This window comes from Arthrobacter sp. LFS091 (assembly GCF_047977885.1).
GTDB lineage: Bacteria > Actinomycetota > Actinomycetes > Actinomycetales > Micrococcaceae > Arthrobacter.
Genome location: NZ_JBFPFP010000006.1, coordinates 134,999 through 157,258, shown reverse-complemented (window position 1 = coordinate 157,258; position 22,260 = coordinate 134,999). Strand labels below are relative to the sequence as shown.

Here is a 22,260-nt window from a genome sequence, read left to right as displayed (position 1 = left end):
TAGGCTCTATCCTGTGGCTGACCCGACGACCTCTCCTACCGCCAGACTGCAGCGCGCGGCAGATGGGGTAGAGAGGTATCGGAGCCGGGCTCGGGCGGTGGCAACCATTACAGCTACGGCCGCCGGCGCCCTGGCGGCCGGGTTAGTTCTCAATGTCAGTCCGGGTCTGCCAGTTCCGGCTAAAATCCTCGGGCTTGCCTCGATTATCCTCCTGACGCTGTCCACGGTGGTCTTCGTGATAGCTTCCCTGGTTCATCCGCGTACTTTCACCGACGGTGAGAAGAGCTCATGGCGAATCCTCATTCGACCGTGGGAGTCTGTCTTTTACGTAGAGGGTTCCCCGAACGAAAAAGAATTATTGAACCAATCAAAGACTATCCGGCTGCGGATCTTCAGGCTCATGGACTCCGCGTTATGGATAGCTGGGGGTGCCATGTTTTCCTTCATTGCTGCTCTTGTGTTTATCGCATTTCAGGAGCCGGTTAAATATGATGCAAGTGTTGAGATCGCTGAAGGTTACCCTCGGCTCGCTGCCTGCCCGTCGCTCCCTCGCAATTTTGCTGCAATAGTTTCCAAGGTCGACTTGGAGAGGGATATTCCAGAGCTACCCGTTGCCATTTCCGATGAACTGTGCGGCTCCAAAGAAGGAACGCAACTCTCGCTTTACCTGGATCGCTCAAAGATCACCGTTGTGGTGGCAAGCCGGAAATGAGCATTTCTCAGATCGTCGTGGCTTGGTGCGCAATTCTCCCCATCGATGACTTGGAGTGGCGCGACTCTGTGGACCTAGTGATTGCAGAACTTCAAGATGAACATGGCCGAATTATCAGGCCAGCAGGTGCGGGTGATAACCGTATCGAGGTGCAGTTTGTATGTTATCTGGCGAGCGATCATGAACAGATAGTTACCGAGCAATTGCTGGCAAATGTTCTTACTAACTCGTCGGCACCAAGCACTCTAGTCGTTTTCGCCTGCGGCAAGCGACCTCGTGGTTCTGATATTCAGAATACAGATGTGAGGGCACTAATCATACAGCAGGCAAGTGGTGTATCTTCAGACGTATTCTTCAATAGGCTTCGAAATGTTGATGAAATTAAGGATGAGGCGCGCAAATATTTAGCCAGTCATATCCGAAGAAATCGACTTTCGAGAAGTGTCGAGCTTAGTTCTAGTGATATTATATCATCTTCAGCCGATTCGGTTTTTGATGATTCTGTCTTGGCGGAGGATTTCTTGTGAGTAACTTAGCGGTTAACATCGAGTGGCTGGTCGCAACCGTCGCGCCCTGGACCATCTCCCCGCACCCGAACTTCGGCGTGAAGACAATCACTCCGGCGGCCAAGCTCGCTCTCATTACGGAGTACAGGGATTTGAGGGAACTTGACCGATATACTGTCGAATTGATTGGTGAGTCTAGTGCTTGGCAAGAAGCGCTTCTCGTTGCCGCGCGAGATTCGCTGTTTTCGGATGGGCTACAGGATGCAGTTGATCGGCTGTGGGTCACCTCCGAGGATCAGAATGTGCCCGTCGGTGCTCGGGCGGCCGCCGCGCTTTATGCAAGCGTCGGGTTAGCAGACTTGGAACGACCTGACCGTGCCGCGGAGCGCTTGCTGGCGATATGCAAGAGTCTGGGCGTAGAAGGTGATCCCAGGGAGCATAGTCCCGAGTATCGCTTATGCATTGCTTTGCTTCTTCAGCAGCGGGTTGTCCGGTTGGAGGAGGCCTCTGAGTATCGGGCGGCTCGCGAGGAAGTCGATAAAGTGATTCTTTGGATGCCTGCTCCTTCCGCCATTTACGGGGCTAAGTTTCCAGTCTCTCAGGGCATAAGTTGGGGCCCGGCCAGAATACAGAAAGACATTGCTGAGTCAGTGAAGGTCCACGCTCTTGCCTCGAAATCCACTTTCGAACAATTTTCTGGAAGTACCTGGATGAAGGTTGTAAAGGGACGCGCGTCATGGATCGACGAGCGAATGAGTAGAACAGCGGCCGACCGCGACAGGTTAGTTGTTCGCGACGCATTCGAAAAGACATATGAGTCGACGTCAGGCACGCGCTACCTCATGAGGGAGGATCCTTCTGACCGGGGTTATGCCGCCCTGCTCGTCGCAGAGCTTTCCGGCCATAGCGGTCGCATGAAGGAATGCCGCGAATCACTAGCGAAAGCGCTCATTCTTGAAGGTTCGAACGACGTTGATGACGTTGCTGAAGTTATTCGACTGTTACGGCAAGGACGTGCCCGTAAGTCGCTACAATCAGTTTTGAAATGGGTCAGAGATCAGGGACCCACGCGCGCCTTGAAACGCGACGCAGAGAAAGTTCTTCAACGTTCGTTAGCAACTGGCAAAATAACTGAAACGGATCTTTCCGTGCTGGATTCTGCCGCTGACTTCCTTTCGCATGAAGACCTGCAAAGAGCTATCAAAGTGACATTCATGTATCCCGATACGGAACAGGTGTCTATTCGTGCCGAATGGGCCGTCTTCGATAAGATGTGGAAGACTCTTTCACGTTTCATTATTGATAGTGGCCAGGATGATCAATTTGCCGCTGCAATCTTTGAGTGCATTCAACAAGCTCAAGTTCTCAATGAGCCCTTAGTGGGCACTCTGATGCGCGCAATGGAGCTCATCCAATGGCAAAATGTTTCGGTTGAAGCTACGGCTGCCTGGGCAGAGTGGATTAATTCAAATCCAATAGAGTTAGCGCATCCCGCTGTGCAAGATGATTCTCATCTCATCCGACGTAAAGCTCAACAGCTCCTAATGGAGGCAAAAGAGGAGGTGGGTCACCTCTCGGGACTTGAGAGAGCTGCATTTCTTGCAGATCATGGTGGAACGGTAGATGCTGAACTATTAGCAACGGTTAGAAGCGAACTAATTACGATGCTAGAAGTTGAGGGTGCCTCTGCCCGCAACGGTGCTATTTCTCTTGGTGGATATTCTACGTCGAATGTTGCAGTTGCCTTTGCCTTTCGCTTTGGTGACGATTCTCTCTGGGCCGCTATTTGTAAGTTTCTTCAGGATCCGGATATCGATGGAGTTTTGAAGGATGCTGCCTTAGACAGGATTGCTAACAGGCCCCAGACCGTCCCCGACGGAGTAAGGAAATCTCTTCGCGATGGATGGGGCTCCTTGTTCGCGAGTAGACGCGAAGACCTTCACTTTGACGCGGCCCCGCTTCCTGTGTTTGCCTCAGCAATCCGGATGGCGGGGGCGCTCGGAATAATTTCGCAGACAGAAGCCCTAGAGAACGTTCTATTTTTGGCGTCTTCTACTGACACTTCACGGGTCCAGGCAGCGAGATCCATACCTTATGTTCTGAGTCTGGGCGATCCTACGTGGGGTCACGCGCTTCTTCTGCAACTTGCCAAGGACTCGAATCCTGAAGTTCGTGCTGAGGCCGGGCATGCTCTAGTTTTAGCGTTGTCACACATATCCGGCCTCGCCGAAACCGCGAGAAAAGCCATTGTTGAACTTATGAGCAAGGACGGTATACGAGCGCCCCTGAGGGTTCTCCATGCTTTCCAACGACTCCAAAGCGATCAGCCCGAGATAGTTCGATCCTTTATGGTCGAGATTCAGTCACTTACGTCCGAGGCAAGCCCTCGTGTAGTCCGGCGGGCCGCGGAGTTATTGACGCGGGCGGCTAATGGTGGGAGCGACCTCCAGGCCGGCAAACCGGGGTAACCTTTTGAGTGCGGTATCAATTTATAGGCTTTTGGCTCTACGCGTGAGGGATGTGTACCTGAGTCGATAATGAGACTTTCTGGGGCAGCGCCTTCGTCCCGAACAGGGCACCAAGCCGACAACATGCACGTAGACGGGAGCTAGCAGTAGCAAGCAATGCAGGGTACTAGATTTAGCAGGCGGCGGGAGCGCTCGTCTGAAATCCATAATTCGCACGGATCTGCCTATATAATGGATGAATCCGTGGTCGATCCTGATGGTTTCGAACAATGCCTCAAGTGCCCTGACTTTCCAAATTTTGGATTTCGTCAGCGGCCTTAAAGAAAATCTTGTCTTTTGCAGTTCCCCGGAGATTTGTTCTAAAGTCACCTAGGAGCGTGGTGTGGCATGAACCGTTGCTAAGTATTCCTTCTGAGTCACTTTGCGTAACTACGGGGAACGCTCGGGCGTGGCATCTTGCCGGGATTTAATCAAGTTTAAGACACTGTGGTGATCGTACCTGCGGAGAGTGATGGTTGTATGAGCGGCGTCCAGAAGTTATAAGCACGCTACGGGGCGCATTTAGCACAACGGCGCACCGGTCTCCGTTTGTGCTGATTTCGCGCCAATTCTCTCCACGTGCGTAGGCTTTTCGAATCAAAGTGTGAAACGCTCCCTTCTGGCCCCAGTCTGTAAAATCCACCGGCAGTGATTCGTTCGGCGACTTCACGCAGGGTGAATGCACCCTTCGGCTGCCATCCATTAGAAAGTGCCCAAGCTTGGACTTCCTTGGGCACCACATCATGGCCCCCCTCCCATAAGAGCTGGAAGACCGTAATGGCATGAACTCTATCGCTAAGAGAAATAAGCCTAGCTTGGACGTTTGTTGCAATAGTCAATTCATGCAGAGCCGTCTCGACAACTGGATCAAGTACTTCCAGACCAGGCCCCCAAAGCTCCACTTCCTGGACACCGAGCATTTGTGGTCTGAGGCCAAAGCACCATGCACTGATGTCCTCGTCCTTAGCGGGTACTATGCAAAGCGCAGTCGTCCGGATGTCGTCCGCGATCCTCGCCAGTTGCGGCTCGTCAGGCCAAAGCGCCAGGACCGGCCCGCCGGTCCACTTGGAATTTGATAATCCCCTCCAGGTTGAGGTCAAGGCATTTGATTGCCTTTTGAAGTCCACTAGGGAGGCATCGGACTCCCATCGAAAGCCCGAGCGTTGTTTATTTGGGAGAACTGCGAGTGGCCGAGGGGTGACAAACCTAGGGTGGGAGCTATCAGCAAGTTTATTCGCCCCTGCAATTAAAGCGGAATATCGGTCCTCAGGTTCCACCGATTGCACGAAGGCTAGGAGCCCACCGTCCATCTCGCTTACAGCCTGCGCGGTGTCAACGCCGTGGACTTCCAAATTCCTAGCGTTACTTTGTTCCATCTGTCCAGCCAGCCAACCGATCGCACAGCCTAGCGCGCGTGGATCTAACTCGAGGGGTCGCGTCACGGCGCTGGGAGTGTTCCACTGTCTTTCAAACATAGAAGAAACTCTATGCTGCGGGGATGCTGTAACTCCGGACCTGGTGGCTCCCACACCGGCACCCCTGGAACGGACGAGGGTCACGAATAAGTCCGTTAGGCTCTTGCCCCCGAACGTGGCTTGTTACCGAAACTCGGGTTGTCCGTTTACGTCGACGCATCGAGGTTCGGCATGACCAACTTCGTGGGCGCTCAACCGCCGTCACAATACTCCGAAGCCTTGAGCGTACGCCATTCATGTATTCGAGCACTTGTGCCAACAGGCCGTCGGTATACTTCGACGACGGTTTCCATCTGAACGTGTCTGGGCTCCGCATCGAGCGCGCACTGCGCAGACGGTCAACGTCCTAGACCGCTACAGCTATGCTAAAGAACGCCGGTTGGCACGGTGGTGACGTGGCGGCTAGGACCATCGTTACTGCTCGCGGAAGGACAACGAATGGCTCGGCCGACAGTTCAGGACGTCGCCAAAACGGCGGGAGTGTCCGTCGGGACCGTGTCGCGCGTCTTGAACGGGAGTTCGGCGGTCAGCGAGGCCGCCAAGGAGAAGGTAAACACCGCAATCCGGGAGCTTAGTTATCGCCCGCTTGCCTCGGCGCGGGATCTTCGACGAGACCGGACGATGCGTGTCCTCGCCCTTGCGAAGAACCTGGACTCCCTCGTGATCAGCGAAGTATTCCGCGGTGTCGGCGACGCTGCAGCGGACTCGGGGTACGTCAGCCTCATCGCGGCCACCGACGGGGACCTCGATCGCGAGCAGCAGCTCGTCGACATGCTGCGCAACGGCTCCGTAGACGGGCTAGTCATCTTTTCGCCAACCATGCCCGACGGCGACGTCAACACCGTCGCCGAGCAACTCAGCGTCATCCAGGTCTGTGAAATCGTCGACGCCGAGGCAGCATTCGGCGTCTCCATCGACGACCGCCAGGCTGCCTACGACATCACCAAGCACCTGATCGACACGGGTGCCAAGAAGCTGGCCATGCTCGCGCATAGGGGTGCCCGCTCGGGCCGACTGCGCGAGGAAGGATTCCGCCAGGCCCTCACGGAAGCGGAGTTGGAGCCGGATCAGATCCTGTTCGGCGAAGGCAACTTCGGCTTCCACGCCGGCCGTACGCTCGCCAAGAAGCTTCTCAAAGCAAAAGACCGCCCGGACGCCGTTTTCTGCGGGACCGACGTCGTCGCCGCCGGCTGCGTCCGGGAACTCACGGATGCCGGCCTCCGAGTTCCGCAAGACATCGCCGTGGCAGGCTTCGATGACTCGGCCCAAGCAGAAATGTGCGTCCCGGAACTGACCACGGTCCGGCAACCGGCCTACGAAATGGGCCGAGTCGCTTTCGCTGAACTCCTTGAGCGGATGACCGTCGAGGGCTCGCATCGCAAGGGAAGAACCTTCCTCCCGCACGAACTCGTCATCCGGGACTCCACGAAATAAAGAGGGTTGACAGCCGTCAGTGGTCCCTGTCACACTACTTTGGAATCGATTCCACGGCCGCAAGGCCGATTCTTTTGAACACATTTGGAATCGATTCCACGAACCACAAGCACCGCCGGCAATGAAGCCACCCTCAGCACGCGGGACAGCCGAAACGCGCACTGAACTCCACCCGCCCACAGCCACCAAAGGAGCCCCTTGTGGACTTGAACCGACCTGCCTTCCCGCTCCAGAACAAAGCCGCAAAACGCACAGCCCTAGCCGCGACCGCCATGGCCGCAGCCCTCCTCCTCAGCGCGTGCGGTGGGGGAGCCGCACCCCAAGGTGCGGAACAAGCGGCAGCTGCCGACCCGGCGTCGGGCGCTAATGCCAGCGGCGCCGTGAACATCTGCGGCGTCAAGGACGCGAGCGGCATCTACAAGGGCACGGCGGAGGCGTTCACCAAGGCGAACGGCAAGGTCACGGCCAAGTACACCGAGATCGGTGCCACCACGGATGAAGCCCGCACACAGATCGTGCAGCGGCTCGAAGGCAAGTCCACTGAGTGCGACCTGTTCGTCACGGACGTCATCTGGACCTCCGAGTTCGCGTCCCAGGGCTGGCTGCTGGACCAGACCAAGCTGGTGGAGGCCAACAAGGACCGGCTCATTCCCTCCACTGTGGAAACCACCAAGTACCAGGACAAGTACTGGGGCTCGCCCTTCTTCACCAACGCAGGGTTGATCTACTACCAGAAGGACAAGGTGGCCAAGCCCGAGTCGTGGCAGCAGCTCTACGCAGAAGCCGCCAAGGCGCCCGGCGACGGCTACGTCTACCAGGGCAAGCAGTACGAGGGCCTCACGGTGAACTTCCTCGAAATGCTCTACAGCGCAGGCGGCGAAGTCCTCAACGACCAGGGCGACGTCAAGATCGACTCCAAGGAAACCCGCGATGTCCTCAACTTCATGAGCGACGGACTCAAGAACGGCTCAGCCGACCGCGCCGTCCTCACCTACAACGAAGACCCTGCACGCCTCGCCTACGAGTCCGGCGACTTCGGATACCAGCGCAACTGGCCGCACGTGTACCGTCTGCTCAACGCGACACCGCTGGCGTCCAGCTTCGCGGTCGCGCCGCTGCCGGCATGGGAAGGCGGCAAGGCCTCCGGCGTTCTCGGCGGCTGGAACCTCGCAATCTCGGCGCACTCCACCAACCAGGCCGGGGCTGTCGCGTTCATCGACTTCGCCACCACCCCGGACTGGCAGAAGCACGTGGCCATGGACTACTCGCAGGCCCCGGTCAACGAAGCTGCTTACTCTGACCCGGCGGTTCTGCAGAAGATGCCGTTCGCCACGGAACTCCTCGCCTCCGTGAAGGGTGCCAAGCCGCGCCCGATCTCGCCGGTCTACCCGCAGATCTCGCAGGCAATCTACAAGAACGTCTACGCCGTCCTGTCCGGCACCGCCTCCACGGAGGATGCGGTGAAGAAGATGGCGGATGAGATCTCCAACGCCAAGGCGAGCTTCTAGCCATGGCCCTCAAGACCCTCCAACCCGGCCGCGGGGCAGCGAAGACAAGCGGCCGCGACCGCGCCGAACGCCGCCTCGCCTTCCGCATGACCGCACCGTCGCTGGTCATCATGGCGCTGGTTGCGGCGGTCCCCATCGGCTACGCGATCTGGCTCTCGCTGAACCAGTACAGCGTCCGCACCGCCGGCCTGTCTCGTTTCGTCGGCCTGGAAAACTACATCAACGCCCTCGCAAGCCACGAGTGGTGGGCAGCTTTCGGCCAGACCTTCCTTTTCGCTGGCCTCTCGGTCACCCTGGAGCTCGTCCTCGGTACGGCCATGGCGTTGCTGCTGAACCTCGCGTTCAAGGGTCGCGCCGTCCTGCGCACAGTGGTCCTCCTGCCGTACGCCATCGTCACCGTGGTCAGCGCCATCACCTGGCAAACGATGTTCCAGCCCAACCTCGGGCTGGTCACCAACGTCCTCTCCGCACTCGGGCTGCCGGGCGGCGACGTCGTGTGGTTGGGTGAGCACGGCTACGCGATGGCCGTGATCGTCCTCGCCGACGTCTGGAAGACCACGCCGTTCGCAGCACTCATCATCCTGGCCGGCCTGCAGGTCATCTCCTCGGAAACCTACGAGGCCGCAGAACTCGACGGCGCCAGCAAATGGCAGACCTTCCTGCACATCACGCTGCCGCTGTTGCGTCCGGCGATCGTCCTCGCCGCGATCTTCCGCACCATGGACGCCCTCCGAGTCTTCGACCTGCCGTTCGTCCTCACCCGCGGCGCCAACGGCACCGAATCCATGTCCATGCTCGCCTACACGCAGCTGCGCGAGAACCGGCTGGTGGGCGAAGGCTCGGCGCTGTCCATCCTGACCTTCCTTACCGTCATGGTGGTCTCGGTCATCTACGTCCGCTTCGCCGGCGGCAACATCCGCGACGTCGCGAAGGAGGAACAATGTGCACGCTGATTGCAGAACGCCCGACGCCGGAACTCGCCGCGCGCCCCAAGACGCCGAAGCGTCGCTTGCGTGGGGAATCGAAACTGCATCCCTTGGTATGGGTGTTCGTAGTGGCCGTTATGGCCTTCTCGCTCATCCCGTTCTACTGGCTGGTGAACACCTCCCTTAAGAAGGGCGCGAGCCTGTCCCAAGGCGAGCTCTTCCCAAGCCAGCCGACCCTCGAGAACTATCTGGTGGTCTTCCAGAACCCCGAGTTCCTCCTGGCCTTGCGCAACTCGGTGATTATCGCCGTCGTGACTACAACCGTGGCGCTGGTGTTCGCGTCCTTCGCCGCGTATGCGCTGGCGAGGCTGAAGATGCGCCGCAAGGCGATGATTCTGACGCTGATCCTCTCGGTCACCACGTTCCCGGCCATCGCCATCGCGGCCCCGATGTTCTCCATCTGGCGCGAGATCGGCCTGTACGACACGTTGCTTGGCCTCATCATCCCGAAGCTGACGTTCGCGTTGCCGCTGGCGATTTATACGCTGACGTCCTTCTTCAAGGAGATTCCGCGTGAGCTGGAGGAATCCGCGTACATGGATGGCGCCACGCCGTTCACCGCGTTCCGCAAGGTCATCCTGCCGCTGGCGGTCCCCGGCCTGGCGACGACGGCGATCCTGGTGTTCATCTCGGTCTGGAACGAATTCCTCCTGGCCGTCACCCTGACCACCTCGCCCGAAGCCCGGCCCGTGCCTGTCGCGATTGCGTTCTTCAGCGGCACCAGCGAGTTCGACCAACCCCTCGGCACCATCAGCGCCGCGTCGGTGATCATCACCGTCCCGCTCGTGATCCTCGTGCTGCTGTGCCAGAAGCGCATCGTTTCCGGCATGACGGCCGGCGCGGTCAAGGGCTAGTCCCACTTTCAGCCATCCGAAGTAACCACAGAAAGAACAGGAACAACGTGAGCATTCAGCAGCAGGCCCCGTCCGCAACCCTCAAGGTGGGAGTTGTGGGCATCGGTTGGGCCGGCCAGCAGCACCTCAAGGCGTACAGCAACATCGACGGCGTCGAAATCGTCGCCGTCGCGGGCATGGAAGCCGACCTTCTTGCCCAGCTGAAGGAGGAATACAGCATTCCCCAGGCGTTCGCCCGCTGGGAGGACATGATCGAGCTGGAAGGCCTCGACGCCGTCAGCGTCGCCGTGCCGACGTTCCTGCACGCACCCATCGCCATTGCCTCGCTCGAGGGCGGACTCCATGTGCTGAGCGAAAAGCCGTTGGCGCGCAACGCCGTCGAGGGTCAACAGATGGTGGACGCCGCCCGCAAGGCCGGCCGCGTCCTGGACGTTGCGTTCAACCACCGCCGCCGCGGCGACATCCAGGCGCTCAAGGAAGTAATCGACGCCGGGACGCTGGGTCGCCCGTACTACGCCAAGGCGTCGTGGCTCCGCAGACAGGGAATTCCGATGCTGGGCAGCTGGTTCACCAACCCGGAACTCGCCGGTGGCGGTCCGCTTGCGGACATCGGTGTCCACGTCCTGGACTACTCGCTGCACCTCCTCGGCGAGCCCAAGGTTCTGGCTGTTTCCGCGTCGACCCATTCCGAACTCGGCCCACGCGGACTCGGCGGCAACGCCCGCTATACGGCGTCGAGCGCAAGCCACAAGTTTGAAGTGGAAGACTTTGCATCAGCGTTCATCCGGCTGGAGGGCGGCGGTACCTTGATCCTTGAGGCGGGCTGGGCCACGTACCGGGACGAGCGGGACCTGATGGATTTCACGGTTTACGGGACCGACGGCGGAGCGGACCTGCGCTCGGTCGGCGCCTCCGAGAACCCCGTCGCTGACGTGCACATCTTCACCGAGAAGGACGGCGAGAACGCCGACTTCGAAGTGGTGGCCCAACCCGGAAAGGCGCACCAGGCCGTCGTCGACGATTTTGTGGCTGCCGTGCGCGGCGGCGAAACCGTGTGGGGAAGCCACGACGGCTCGCTCGCCCTCAGCCGCGCACTGGTGCTCGATGCCTGCTACAAATCCGCCCTCGAACAACGTGAAGTGGTGCTCTGAAATGTCTGATGCGAAATTGAAGATTGTCGTCTGGAACGAGGCCGTGCACGAGGCCCGCAACGAGCCTGCAACGATTGGCGAGATGTACCCGGAAGGAATCCACGGCGCCATCGCCGCCGGACTGCGCGGCTTCTTCCCGGACTCCGAAATCACGACGGCGACACTCGCCGATCCCGAACACGGCCTTTCTGAAGAGGTGCTGGAGCAGACTGACGTGCTGCTCTGGTGGGGGCACATCGCGCACGGGGAAGTTGCCGACGAAGTGGTGGAGCGCGTGCAGCGCCACGTCCTAGGTGGCATGGGACTCGTGGTGCTCCATTCCGGGCACTTCGCCAAGATCTTCACCCGGCTGCTGGGGACCACCTGCTCGCTGAAGTGGCGCAACGAGGGCGAACGCGAGCTCGTATGGACGGTCAAGCCGTCACACCCCATCGCAGCCGGCATTGAGAGCCCGATCGTCATTCCGCAGCAGGAGATGTACGGCGAGCTGTTCGACATTCCCGAGCCCGATGACCTGATCTTCATCAGTTCGTTTACCGGGGGAGAGGTGTTCCGCTCCGGCGTGACGTTCTCGCGCGGCAAGGGCCGGATCTTCTACTTCAGCCCCGGCGACCAGGAATACCCGGTGTACCACCAGCCACAGATCCAGAAGGTCATCGCCAACGGTGTCGGCTGGGTTGCCCAGCCCGGTGTCTTCCGCGAAGCGCCCGAGGTTTCCAACCCTTCGCGGGGCTGGTTCGAGGCTTAAAGACGATGAACACTCCTCTTCCTAGTGGCCGTCCGTTGGGCGTGGCTGCCATCGGTTACGCCTTCATGGGGAAGGCCCACTCGAACGCGTGGCGGAACGTGGCCAGCTTCTTCGACGTCCGGGCCGTCGAGCAGAAAGTGCTGGTTGGCCGGGATGCCTTGGCGGTGAGCGAGGCCGCTGCCAAGTATGGCTGGGCCGAGTCAGCCACGGACTGGCGTTCCGTGATTGCGCGGGACGACATCGACATTGTGGACATCTGCGCACCGGGCTGGATGCACGCGGAGATCGCTCTGGAAGCTCTGGCTGCCGGGAAGCATGTGCTCGTGGAGAAGCCGCTCGCCAACACTCTGGAAGAGGCCGAGGCAATGGCGGAAGCGGCTGCTTCGGCGCGGGCCCGGGGTGTGCAGTCGATGATCGGTTTCAACTACCGCCGCGTCCCTGCACTTGCATTGGCCCGCGAACTGATTGCCGAAGGGCGTCTCGGAACCGTGCGGCACGTCCGTGCCGCCTACCTGCAGGACTGGCTTTCCGACGTCGAAACCCCCATGAGTTGGCGGCTCCGCAAGGAGACGGCCGGCTCCGGGGCGCTGGGCGATATCGCCTCCCACGCCATCGACCAGGTCCAGCACCTCACCGGGCAGACCGTCACTGAAGTGACGGGGACGCTGCGGACCTTTGTGACCGAACGCCCCGGTGCCGCTGGGCTGGAGAAAGTGACAGTCGACGACGCCGCGTGGGCCACTTTGGGCCTGACCGGCGGCGTGAGTGCCTCCGTAGAAGCGTCACGAGTGGCTACGGGACAGAAGAACTCTTTGAAGATAGAGATCTACGGGTCTTTGGGTTCGTTGACGTTCGACCTGGAGAACCTGAACGAGCTCGGTTTCCTGGACGCTACGGTTCCCGTGCGGGAGCAGGGCTTCCGGCGGATCCTGGTCAACGAGCCCGAGCACCCTTACGCTGCGGCTTGGTGGCCGCAGGGCCACGTCATCGGTTGGGAGCACACGTTCACGCACCAGGTCCGCGACTTCCTCCTGGCCGTCCGCGACGGAAGCCAGCCGTCGCCGTCGTTCGACGACGGGTTGCAGATCCAGCGGGTGCTGGCCGCCATCGAAGGGTCGGCGCGGAACAGGAGTGTGGTGACGGAGGTTGCTGAACGGGCCGCCGTCAGTTAAACGACGAGGGCCGCGACCCATGAGGGTCACGGCCCCTGCGCGTGCAGGACTGCTATTTGATCAGTGCTGCGGCCTGCTCCATGAGGTCGCTGGCCGTGGCCACGCCGTTGGCGTCAGCGCCCTTGCCGGACGCCGTAGCGGAAATCAGCACCCCCTCCTTGATGGCGTAAGCCATGTAGGTGGTTTGTGCCGCGCCGCTGGCTGTGGACATTTCCGTCTTGTAGGCCACAGTTCCGGGGACCGTGTTGATGCCGTCGAACTTTGCAGTGGAGACGTTCATCGATTGACCGGACATGGACAGTGTCATCTTCGAGCACTTCTCTGCCTGTACACCGCTCTTATCGATGCTGTCCTGTAGCTTCTGCTTATCGAGCCCGGACGTCAGGGTCACCATTGTCATGACCCCTGATGTAGCGTCCAGATCGGCGCCCGCTGCCGTGGTTGAACCGGCGAGGGTCTCACTGCCGCCCAGCGTTGCAAGGTCCTTGCACTCAGCGGGTTCGACGGTGAACATGCTCATGAGCGCTTTCATGGGGTTCTCCTGGGCGAGTTCATCGCTGGAGGCGACTGTCAATTCTTTGCCGGACTTCGGCTTGATCTGCTTGACCAGTTCAACGAGCTCGTCGTTGGTGTACTGCTTGGCAGCGGTAGGCGTGGGCGACGCCGTAGCCTCTTGCGAAGCGCTACCAGTGGAGCCGGTCGACCCACCACATCCTGTCAGTGCCATCACTACCAACGCCGACATACCGACGCTCTGCAGCGCAAACTTCTTCACTCTATTTCCCCCATTGGGTCTACTTTTTACGGCCGGGTGGTCCCCAGTTGAGATAACACTATCGGTCATCAACGTGTGGCCGCCGCTGCCTTGAGACGGGGAAGTTCGCCTTGCAACGTGGCTCCGCGTCCCTTTGCGGCTTTGAGTCAGGTTCGCTTGCGACTCGCGATCAGGTCAGAGAGGTGCTGCACATCGGCGGGGTTCGCGTCCGTGGCCAGTGCAACGTAGTGGTCCATGACGGCTGGCCGGTAGCGCACTGGCAAAGTCTGTCCTGGGGCGAGTCGGGTGAGAGCGGTGATCGTTAGGCTTTCGTCTGCGATGCCACGAAAGGAGATACCGTCGGCGGTTTCCACGTCGAGCATCAGGACAACGCGCGGGTTGCTGTTGACCTCCCGCCAGTCGACGAGAACACCGAGCGCAAGTGTCCCATTTCGCAGCTCCGCATTGCGCTTCCGCGCTTCACTGCTGAGGAGCGGATTTGGGGCGACGCCCGGGAAGCTGGGTCCGACGCCGAGCGACTCTCGACTCAAGTCCGGCCTGAGCTGCTCCATCAGGTCGTTGAGCTTCTTCTTCGAACCGAACATTCTGACCTCTTCCCCCCAACAGCGGTGCCGGAATTTCGGCCTTGAGATTCGCCTCACTGCGATTCTATGTCATGGACATTTTCGACCATCGCCACATTGGCCCAACCCAAGAAGGCCGCCATGTGCGTCGCGGAGGTTAGGGAATGTCGAAGAGCACTCCGTGTAACCTCATTTCATCATGTCGGTACAGGCTTAGGAGGCCCGCGTGGTTCGAGCGGAAAATGGGACACTCTCGGGTGTGCTGGAAGGTAAAAAGCAGTACCAGATACCGCTTTACCAGCGTGTGTACTCATGGGGAAAGAAGCAGCTCGACCAGCTGTGGTCGGATGTCGTCGACTTGGGCCGGGTTCTTGGCGAAGACCCAAAAGCTTCTCACTTCATAGGTTCCCTCGTGCTGGCGAGTAGCCCTGACTTCGGCGCAATCGGTGTCAGTAAATTTCTCGTGGTCGATGGCCAGCAGAGACTAACCACACTGACTCTCCTTCTTGCGGCGCTCCGCGACCACCTAATTGAGACCGGGGATACTGACCGGGCGAACGGTATAGATGCGCAGTACCTGATCAATGTCTTCGACGGCGGTAAGCCGCTCAAAGTGCTGCCGACCCAAGCGGATCGGCCCGCCTACATGGCCGTGCTGAACCGTTCGCCGCAGGCCGGCGGCGAGGACGCCGTGGGAGATGCCTATCGATTCTTCCGGTCTAAAATCGCGGCGGCAGACGATCCGGATGATCCACACGACCTTGAAATGCTAGAAGCCGCTGTGGTGCGTGGGCTCGCGCTTGTTGTCGTTACAGCCGAGCCGTCCGACAATGCGCACCGAATCTTTGAGTCACTGAACAACACCGGACTCCGGCTAACGCAAAGTGACCTCCTGAAAAACTATCTGTTCATGAGGCTCAGTGACCGCGCAGAAGCGGTCTACGACAATATTTGGCTTCCTTTGGAGAAAAAGCTCGGGGCCGAAAATCTTGAGCTCTTGTTCTGGTTGGACCTTGTTCAGCGAGACGAACGGGCGAAACAGACGGACACATACGTCGGACAGCAAAAACGGTTCGAGAAGCTCAAGAGCATCGACGAGGTCGAGGCAGAAGTGGTCCGGATCGCCAAGCTCGGTGACGTGCTGGCGACAATTCTCGTCCCCGAGAGAGAGAAGGACCCAGAGATTCGTCGCCGCCTCACAAGGATTCGGGCATGGGGTTCAACCACTGCGTATCCGGTGGTGATGCAAATCCTCGCCCGACGTGCCGCCGACAGGGCCTCTGCCGACGAAGTTGTGAGGGCGCTGACGTATCTGGAATCGTACTTCGTCCGCCGCGTCGTCATCGGGCGCGCAACAGCAAACCTCAACCGCACACTACTTCAAGCCGTTAGCGCGATCAGTGAAGCTCAAGCAAGCGACGTTGCATTGCGCGAATACCTGTCGCGCGGCCGCAAGTACTTCGCAACCGACCTCCAGGTGCGAGACGCGGTCACGACTATTGCGTTCTATTGGCAAGGCCGCGGACCACAGAAAAAGCTCATTCTGCAATGGCTTGAGGAGGCTTACCGACCCAAGGAAATCGTGGGAGTCGACCCGACGCGGCTGACCATCGAGCACGTTTTGCCGCAGACTATGTCGGACCCGGTACGGGAGATGTTTGCAGAAGGTTTCGCGGCCGACGCCGATATCGACTACGAGCACGAGCGCATTGTTCACACGCTCGGCAACCTGACGCTGAGCGGTTACAACAGCGAGCTCAGCAACAAGCCATTCCACGAGAAGCGCGAGATGCTTGCCCGAAGTGGCTTGTTCATGAATCATGAAATTGCCGCACACCCTTCTTGGGGTGCTAACGAAATTAGCGCCAGGAGTTACGCACTGGCAGAAAAGATCATTGAACTGTGGCCAGGCCCAGATGAAAGCATCGCCGCTGACGACGATGAACCGTCCGCGCTGCGAAGCCAGATCGCCGGAATACTTGCCGAGATCCCAGCGGGACGCTGGACATCTTACGGTGACGCGGCCATCGTGGCCGGCACATGGGCCCAGCCTTTGGCCGCCATCGTCGCAAATCATCCGATGCCCAACGCGTGGAGAGTCCTGCAGAACGGAGGGACCATATCTCCTGGTTTCCGTTGGACTGAACCCGGCCGCAGCGATGACCCCCGCATGGTGCTTGAGCAGGAGGGGGTTCGGTTCGATGCGCGAGGTCACGCCGACCCAAGGCAGTTCATTGGTGCAGAAGAGCTCGCAGAAGCCGCCGGTCTCGACGTCGACGAGCATATGATCGCGGCGCGACGCACGAAAACGATGTCCCAAGCCAAGGCAGGAAACCGGACATCTGTTAGGGAAGCCCAGCTGGAGTTTTTTGAGCGGGTGCGCAATTACGGACGCGCCAATGTAACGACCATCAAATCTTGGGGAAAGGCCGCTGCGCAGAACTGGTACGACGTCAGAATCGGAGATCCACGCGGCGTAATATCACTTTCAGTTAACTCTCAGAATAAAATAGCTCAAGCCTCTTTCTGGATTTACGATGACAAAGACCTGTTCGCCATGTTGTTAGCCCAACGCGAGGCGATCGAAGCCGATTTAGGCTTCGCTCTCAAATGGGATGCCAAACCAGGGCGCAAAGCATCCGCGCTGGCCATCGCACGTCCCGGAGACTTCTTGGTTGACGGCGAATCGCAGGAACTCGCTGAATGGCTCGTGACCATGGCAGAAACTTACGCTCGGGTTTTGCCTAAATTTCTCTAAGACAGGTACTCGCGGCCACACCACACATGGCCCACATCCGCGTTGTCGACTTGGACAGGTCGATCAAGAAGATCCGGGAAAGCGTTGGTGGCATGGAGAAGAATTTCCAAGATTTTATCGATTTTCGGCGCTGGTTCGGCGGATCCGGTGACCAAGATGCTCTTCGAATTTATGCCGCCCTCACCCGTGCCCGCCCGCCGCCAACCCCACCCCAACAGCCGCCACAAACGCATCCGTCTCGGCTGACCTCCTGCTCTTCAGCCACAGCGCCGAGGTCCGCCATGCCAACGGATCACCAACCAACGGCCGCCACACAATCCCTGCAGGCAGCGGCGTCCACGGCTCCTCATTGAAATGCACCCCGCGGCCGGCCATGATCAGCCCGTGCGTGAAGTGCTGGTTCCGTGCGTGCACAATCGCGGCAGGAAGATACCCAGCGTCCCGGCACGTGTGCAGGAACGAGTCGTACAGGGTGGGCGCCATGTGCCGCGGGAAGATGATCAACGGGCTCCCGGCAAGATCGCCAAGACGCACGGAAGAAGCAGAAGCGAGCGGGTGCGAGGCATTCATCACCACGCCCAGCGCCCGCGAGAACACCGGCCCCGACTCAAAACCCACGCTGCTCAACGGGTGACGGACCACCGCGACGTCCAGTTCGCCGTCGCGCAGTCGTTCAACCTGCTCAACTGTGGTGAGCTCGTGAAGGTTCAGCAGAACGTCAGGCGCAGACGCAGCAAAGAATGAGACCATCGTGGACAGGGCAACCGGGTTCGTGTCCGGCGGTACCGCCACCTGCAGGATGCCCGAAGCGCCAGGCCGGATCCGCCGCATGGACTCCTGCGCCATGGCCACGTGATCCAGCACCCCACGCGCATGCTCCAGTAGCAAAGCCCCTGCTTCAGACAGTTCCACGCCGGTGCGTCGGCGGTGGAACAGCTGTACTCCGAGCTCTTTCTCCAGGTCCTTGATCCGTTGCGACAGCGGCGGCTGGGCCATGTGCAAACGCTGAGCGGCACGTCCGAAATGCAGCTCTTCGGAGAGCACCACAAAGTACTTGAGATGGTGGAGGTCCATCGACGCACCATACCAGTTTGGTATCAATGCGAGTAGATATTGATGTTAGACGGGTCACATTCACTGATGGTCAGATGGGAATCAAGAAGCCCCACCGAACCAAAGGAAGCTCCCCAATGTCCCAGGATGTCCTCTTCGAACAGACCGGCCCCACCGCCATCATCACTCTCAATCGCCCGGAGAAGCTCAACGCCTGGACCGAGGCCATGCGCAGCGAACTCATCGACTACCTGGAAGGCCTCAAGGGCAACGATGAAGTCCGCACGGTCATCCTCACCGGCAGCGGCCGCGCGTTCTGCGCCGGGCAGGACCTGGCCGAGACTGCATCCATGAACCCCGACGATCACGAGTCCGCCGAGGCCTGGATCGACGGCTTCGACCGCCTCTACCGCGCCGTCCGCAACCTTGACCAGATCACCATCGCCGCGGTCAACGGCGTCGCCGCCGGCTCCGGTTTCCAGTACTCGCTCCTCGCCGACCTCCGCGTCGGTGACTCCAAAGTCCGCATGGGCCAGCCGGAAGTCCTCTCCGGTATCCCCAGCATCACGGGAATCTGGGCCATGTGGAGCATTCTCGGAAAGTCCAAGACCTCCCAGTTCGTCCTCACCGGCGAGCTGGTGGATGCTGCCGAGGCTCAGCGTCTCGGCCTCCTCAACTACTTGGCGGACGACGGCGGCACGCTGGCTTACGCCCAGAAACTCGCCTCGCGCTTGAGCCTCCTTCCTCCGGGCGCGGTCCGCTTGACCAAGAACCGCCTGCGCAGCCTGGAAGACGACGACCTTAGCGAAGCCATGGCAGAAGCCAAACGCGTGCACCGCGAGGCATACGGCACGGGCGAACCGCAGCGCGAAATGGCCCGCTTCCTCGCCGGCCGCCGCTGATCGGACGGGAAAACAACATGAAAACAGCAACCCAAGACCGCTACACCGAACTCCGGAACAGCCACCGCTGGGAGGTTCCGGAACTCTACAACATGGCCGTCGACGTCGCCGACCGGCACCCAAGGGACAAGCGCGCACTCATCCTGGAGTCCGCCGTCGAAGGTCAACGCGAGGTGAGCTGGGGCGAAATCCAGGACCGTTCCCGCCAGATCGCGGCGACCCTGCAAAAGGCCGGCATCAAGAAGGGCGACCGGGTCGCCGTTCTCCTGCCGCAGCGCTCCGACACCCCGGCCGCGTACCTCGGCGTGCTCCGGACCGGAGCCATTCTGGTCACGATGTCCCTGCTGTGGGCGGCTGAGCCGATCCGGTTCCGGCTGGAGGACAGCGGCGCGTCGGTGATCATCGCCGAGGACTCGGCGAAGCATCTCTTTGAGGACTACGAGGGCACGTTCATCGACATCGACAGCCCGGCCGTCAAAGATGCGCCCACAGACTTCCAGGACGTCGAAACGAAAGCCGACGAACCAGCCCTGATCTTCTACACCTCGGGCACCACCGGCCGCGCGAAAGGAATCGTCCACGCGCACCGGACGCTTCTCGGTCACAACGAATTCGAGTACTGCCACCAGCTTGGCGACGGCGACGTGTTCTACGGCGCGGGGGACTGGGCCTGGTCGCTGGCCAAGCTCATGGGCCCGCTCCGGCTCGGCGCCACGCACCTGGTGTTCCGGCCAACCGGCGGCTTCGACCCAGCGGCCCTGCTGGACAGCATGAGCCGCCACCGCGTCACCAGCGCGCTGGTCAACCCGACGTTCCTGCGCAAGATGCGCGAAGACGTGCCCGACGCCGGCGCCCGCTTCCCGCTGTCCCTGCGGACGGTTTGTTCGTCCAACGAGCCGCTGACGCCGGACTTGATCGCATGGTTCGAAGCACAGTACGGCGTGACCCTGCTCGATTACTACGGTTCCACAGAGTCCTACCCCCTTCTGGGCAACTACCCGGACGTGCCGGTGAAGCCGGGGTCCATGGGTCGTCCACTTCCTGGATGGGATGTCCGCTTGCTGGACGAAAACGAGCAGGAAGTCGCCACCGGCGAGACGGGCGAGGTCTGCCTCCGTGCGCGGTCCAACCCTCAATTTCCCTTGGGATACTGGAACATGCCGGAGGCGTCCGCTACCGCGTTCGGAGGCGATTGGTACCACACGAAGGACCAGGCCTACGCGGACGATGACGGCTACTTCTGGTTCCTGGGGAGGACCGACGACGTCATCAAAACGTCCGGATACCGGGTTGGACCCTATGAGTTGGAGGCAGTCATTCGTGAGCTCGATCCCGTGCGGGACGTGTCAGTGACGGGTGTGCCTGACGAGCTCCGTGGCCAGTCCATCAAAGCCTGGATCGAACTGATGCCCGGTCACGCTGGGGGAGCGGAACTGAGCGAAACCATCGTGGCGCACGTCAAGGAGAACTTCTCCCGGTTTGCGTACCCGCGGTTCATCGAATACGTCTCCGCGCTGCCCAAGTCGGCCACCGGAAAAGTCCAGCGGGCCCAGCTCCGCGAACTCCCGCACAATCTCCGTGAAGGACAGTCATCATGAATACTGTGACCCAGAATTCCGCAGCCGAAACCGAGGCGTCCCCGCGCCGGAGCCTCAAGCGCGTTGCTGCGGCAGCCGCCGTCGGAAATTTTGTTGAGTGGTTCGACTCCGCGGCGTATGCGGTCATGTCCGTCACCATTGCGAAGCTCTTCTTCCCGGATTACAGCACGACGGCGTCACTTCTGGCCGTGTGGGCGATCTTTGCCGGCGGCTTCATCGCAAGGCCGCTCGGGGCAGCTTTCTTTGGACGCTACGGCGACCGGATTGGCCGGAACAAGATGCTCGGCCTCTGCGTGGTGATCATGAGCGCGGCGACATTCTGCATCGGTATCCTGCCGACGTTCGCGGTGATCGGCGTGTGGGCGCCGATCCTGCTGTTCGTGTTCCGGGCAGTCCAGGGCTTCACGACGGGCGGCGAGTACACAGGGTCCTCAGCCTTCATTGTCGAATATGCTCCGGAAGGTAAGCGGGCCACCTACGCCAGCATCATCCCGGCGACTGTTGGGCTGGCCTCGGTTGCCGGTGCGTTGCTGGGTGCTGCAATTACCGCGACGTTGAGCACTGCAGACCTTCAAGCTTGGGGCTGGCGGATTCCGTTCCTGCTGGCTGCTCCGCTTGGTTTGATCGGACTGTACATAAGGTCCAGGGTGGACGACACCCCTGTGTTCCGCGGCCTGGAAAATAAGGGTGAAGTGGCTAAGCGGCCTTTGGGTGATGCCATCCGGATGTGTTCGCGCCAGATCTTCACCCTCTTCGGCTACAGCATCACCAACGCGATCGCTTACTACCTGATGAGCAGTTACATGATCGCGTACATGACCTCGAGCCTTGGCTATTCCTCGGCAGAATCAATGATCACAAGTGTGATCACCATGCTGGTGTACACGGCGGTTTGCCCGTTGGCCGCCAGGGCAAGCGACCGTTATGGACGCAAGCGGATGCTGCTGGTGGCCTGTGTTGGCTTCGTCGTGATGACCATCCCCGCGTTCTCGATCATGCCTCTGGGACTCGGTTTCGCAATCCTGGGAACCAGTGTCCTGGGTGCGTTGGTGGCCGTGATCGGTACGTCGAACGTGCCGGCACTCGTGGAGATGTTCCCGTCATCGGTCCGGGCTTCGGGCTCTGCGATTGGGTACACGCTGGCCTACGTGCTCTTCGGCGGAACAGCTCCGTTCGTTGCTACCGGCTTGGTAGCTGGCTTTGGAACCCCGCTTGCTCCGGCCTTCTACCTGATGGGCATGGCTCTGGTGTCAGCAGTAGTCGTGGTCCTGTTCTTCCGCGAGACAAAGGACCTCTCGCTGTCGCGGACCACGGTTCTGTAAGGGTTCAAAACGAAGCCCCGACGAGTCAGTTTTACGCAGGCTCGCTGGGGCTTCGTTGCGTCCGGCTGCAGTCTGCTGGTTGGCTAGGCGGCATGGAACAACGCTTTGTGCGCTACCAGTCGACTACGCCTGATCCCAAGGGCCGATACCTTGGGATCTTCGCCATGGCGAACAGACTGGCGAAGGAAGGCCGTCTCAGCCCCGAAGACTGGGGTCTTTGGCGCAGCGCCAACGAC

Annotated in this window: 18 protein-coding genes; 15 read left to right on the top strand and 3 right to left on the bottom strand. The window is 60.1% G+C overall.

The annotated features are described in order from the left end of the window. Positions 1 to 97 precede the first annotated feature (97 nt). From ACNQOP_RS12760 to ACNQOP_RS12710, 11 genes are all read left to right on the top strand, one after another. Positions 98 to 712 carry a hypothetical protein gene (locus tag ACNQOP_RS12760; RefSeq protein WP_416404682.1) on the top strand — a complete coding sequence of 205 codons (615 nt, stop codon included), beginning with the start codon at positions 98 to 100 and terminating at the stop codon, positions 710 to 712. Further along, complete coding sequence (locus tag ACNQOP_RS12755) at positions 709 to 1,239, top strand: hypothetical protein (RefSeq protein WP_416404681.1); 531 nt, start codon at positions 709 to 711, stop codon at positions 1,237 to 1,239. Before ACNQOP_RS12760 ends, ACNQOP_RS12755 begins: the two co-directional genes overlap by 4 nt. Beyond that, positions 1,236 to 3,686, top strand: a complete 2,451-nt coding sequence (locus ACNQOP_RS12750) for a hypothetical protein (RefSeq protein WP_416404680.1) — start codon at positions 1,236 to 1,238, stop codon at positions 3,684 to 3,686. Before ACNQOP_RS12755 ends, ACNQOP_RS12750 begins: the two co-directional genes overlap by 4 nt. An 881-nt stretch (positions 3,687 to 4,567) precedes the next feature. Beyond that, the gene (locus ACNQOP_RS12745) at positions 4,568 to 4,801 is read left to right on the top strand and encodes a hypothetical protein (RefSeq protein WP_416404679.1); all 234 of its coding nucleotides are present in this window, start codon (positions 4,568 to 4,570) and stop codon (positions 4,799 to 4,801) included. Between the two features lie 837 nt (positions 4,802 to 5,638). Next, positions 5,639 to 6,634, top strand: coding sequence for a LacI family DNA-binding transcriptional regulator (locus ACNQOP_RS12740; RefSeq protein ID WP_416404678.1), 996 nt, complete (start codon positions 5,639 to 5,641; stop codon positions 6,632 to 6,634). Positions 6,635 to 6,834: 200 nt separating this feature from the next. Further along, positions 6,835 to 8,142, top strand: coding sequence for an ABC transporter substrate-binding protein (locus ACNQOP_RS12735; RefSeq protein WP_416404677.1), 1,308 nt, complete (start codon positions 6,835 to 6,837; stop codon positions 8,140 to 8,142). Positions 8,143 to 8,144: 2 nt separating this feature from the next. Then, positions 8,145 to 9,095, top strand: coding sequence for a carbohydrate ABC transporter permease (locus tag ACNQOP_RS12730; protein WP_416404676.1), 951 nt, complete (start codon positions 8,145 to 8,147; stop codon positions 9,093 to 9,095). Beyond that, positions 9,083 to 9,982, top strand: coding sequence for a carbohydrate ABC transporter permease (locus tag ACNQOP_RS12725; RefSeq protein WP_416404675.1), 900 nt, complete (start codon positions 9,083 to 9,085; stop codon positions 9,980 to 9,982). The genes ACNQOP_RS12730 and ACNQOP_RS12725 overlap by 13 nt, the downstream gene beginning before the upstream one ends. Positions 9,983 to 10,029: 47 nt before the next feature. Then, entirely contained in the window at positions 10,030 to 11,133 is a 1,104-nt protein-coding gene (locus tag ACNQOP_RS12720) for a Gfo/Idh/MocA family protein (protein ID WP_416404674.1), read from the top strand. A gap of 1 nt (position 11,134) precedes the next feature. Next, positions 11,135 to 11,881, top strand: coding sequence for a ThuA domain-containing protein (locus tag ACNQOP_RS12715; protein WP_416404673.1), 747 nt, complete (start codon positions 11,135 to 11,137; stop codon positions 11,879 to 11,881). 5 nt (positions 11,882 to 11,886) lie between these two features. After that, positions 11,887 to 13,053: a Gfo/Idh/MocA family protein gene (locus ACNQOP_RS12710; protein ID WP_416404672.1), complete on the top strand. Its 1,167-nt coding sequence runs from the start codon at positions 11,887 to 11,889 to the stop codon at positions 13,051 to 13,053. A 52-nt stretch (positions 13,054 to 13,105) separates the two neighbouring features. On the opposite strand, the gene ACNQOP_RS12705 is transcribed toward ACNQOP_RS12710, so the two are convergent. Further along, positions 13,106 to 13,828, bottom strand: coding sequence for a hypothetical protein (locus tag ACNQOP_RS12705; RefSeq protein ID WP_416404671.1), 723 nt, complete (start codon positions 13,826 to 13,828; stop codon positions 13,106 to 13,108). Positions 13,829 to 13,974: 146 nt separating this feature from the next. After that, a complete protein-coding gene (locus tag ACNQOP_RS12700) occupies positions 13,975 to 14,412 on the bottom strand; it encodes a hypothetical protein (protein ID WP_416404670.1) in 438 nt (145 codons plus the stop codon). A gap of 205 nt (positions 14,413 to 14,617) precedes the next feature. On the opposite strand from ACNQOP_RS12700, the gene ACNQOP_RS12695 reads away from it, so the two are divergent. Further along, positions 14,618 to 17,149: a DUF4268 domain-containing protein gene (locus ACNQOP_RS12695; RefSeq protein ID WP_416404669.1), complete on the top strand. Its 2,532-nt coding sequence runs from the start codon at positions 14,618 to 14,620 to the stop codon at positions 17,147 to 17,149. Positions 17,150 to 17,329: 180 nt separating this feature from the next. Here ACNQOP_RS12695 and ACNQOP_RS12690 read toward each other — a convergent pair whose 3' ends face one another. Next, positions 17,330 to 18,223: a LysR substrate-binding domain-containing protein gene (locus tag ACNQOP_RS12690; RefSeq protein ID WP_416404668.1), complete on the bottom strand. Its 894-nt coding sequence runs from the start codon at positions 18,221 to 18,223 to the stop codon at positions 17,330 to 17,332. A 116-nt stretch (positions 18,224 to 18,339) separates the two neighbouring features. Between ACNQOP_RS12690 and ACNQOP_RS12685 the strand changes: the two genes are divergently transcribed. The 3 genes from ACNQOP_RS12685 to ACNQOP_RS12675 are packed head-to-tail and all read left to right on the top strand — an operon-like array spanning position 18,340 to position 22,024. Further along, entirely contained in the window at positions 18,340 to 19,104 is a 765-nt protein-coding gene (locus ACNQOP_RS12685; protein WP_416404667.1) for an enoyl-CoA hydratase/isomerase family protein, read from the top strand. 17 nt (positions 19,105 to 19,121) lie between these two features. After that, positions 19,122 to 20,702: an acyl-CoA synthetase gene (locus ACNQOP_RS12680; protein ID WP_416404666.1), complete on the top strand. Its 1,581-nt coding sequence runs from the start codon at positions 19,122 to 19,124 to the stop codon at positions 20,700 to 20,702. Further along, positions 20,699 to 22,024, top strand: coding sequence for an MFS transporter (locus tag ACNQOP_RS12675; RefSeq protein ID WP_416404665.1), 1,326 nt, complete (start codon positions 20,699 to 20,701; stop codon positions 22,022 to 22,024). The genes ACNQOP_RS12680 and ACNQOP_RS12675 overlap by 4 nt, the downstream gene beginning before the upstream one ends. Positions 22,025 to 22,260 lie beyond the last annotated feature (236 nt).